The organism is Paenibacillus sp. MY03 (assembly GCF_002165585.1).
GTDB lineage: Bacteria > Bacillota > Bacilli > Paenibacillales > Paenibacillaceae > Pristimantibacillus > Pristimantibacillus agaridevorans.
Window position 1 is genome coordinate 1 of the sequence record NZ_MXQD01000101.1, and the last position, 932, is coordinate 932.

A 932-nucleotide genomic window follows, 5' to 3' on the forward strand; every position below is an offset into this window, starting at 1 on the left:
AACCTACTTACACAAACTTCTTGACGCTACCACAAATAACTCGATTCGTTAAGATTAGAGGGAGCTTTTCCCGTTATTTCCGGATTAGGCGTACGATTGGCTTCCCTTCCCATTCCATCGTGCAACCATGCTTTGTTAATGCTGGAAGATCCATCGGCGTTTTTAACGCCTACAGCCGCTTATTCGCATACTTTTTGACCCCATATGGCGTTTTTAACGCCTACGGCCTCCTATAACCAAGAAGGCCGCCCCAGGCGGCCTTCCGGCATTCTTTTCGTTCATCAGTCCTTGCCTTACTTCGCCAGAGAGCCTTGCAGGCTGCTTGCGTTAAACGAAGGATCCGCCTGAATATTGGTCAAACCGTCGGCGCGCGTCGTTGCGAGCGCCTTCTTGTAACGTTCGTTCAAGTCGGCGATGATGCTGTCGAGCGACGAATTGCCCGTCAAAATATATTCCGTGAAGACGTCCGCCGCCTTCTTGCCTTCCAGCTTCGTTTCCGTGATGGAACTCGGCGTAGCCGGATAGATGCCGTCGTACTTGGTAGGCAGGAAGCCGTCGATGCCCTTCAGCTCGGGTTGTCCCGAAGCTTCGTTGACGAACGGCAGAACGGATAGTCCGAGTCCCTTCTCCTGATACTCGACGCGCAGCTCCTTGCCGTACACGTATTCCACGAACTTGGCCGCGGCTTCCTTGTTCGAAGACTTGGAGCTGATGCCGAGGTAACCGCCCGCATTGACCCACGACACGCCGTCTACGACGCCGTCCGAAGTCGGCACTTCCGCGGCCGCCCATTTAATGTCCGTCGGGAATTGGGAGGTGTATACCGCAGGCTCGCCGGAATGATTGACGTACATGCCGATCTTGCCTTGGGCGAATTGCGCGCGAAGCGGATCGATGTCGAGCGATTCCGCGCCCGGGATCATGCTGCCGTC

At 55.3% G+C, this 932-nt stretch carries 1 protein-coding gene; it reads right to left on the reverse strand.

The window, feature by feature from the left end; translation table 11 throughout:
* Nucleotides 1–293: 293 nt before the first annotated feature.
* A partial coding sequence (locus B1748_RS35995) for an extracellular solute-binding protein (protein ID WP_143810476.1) occupies nucleotides 294–932 on the reverse strand: 639 nt, incomplete at its 5' end.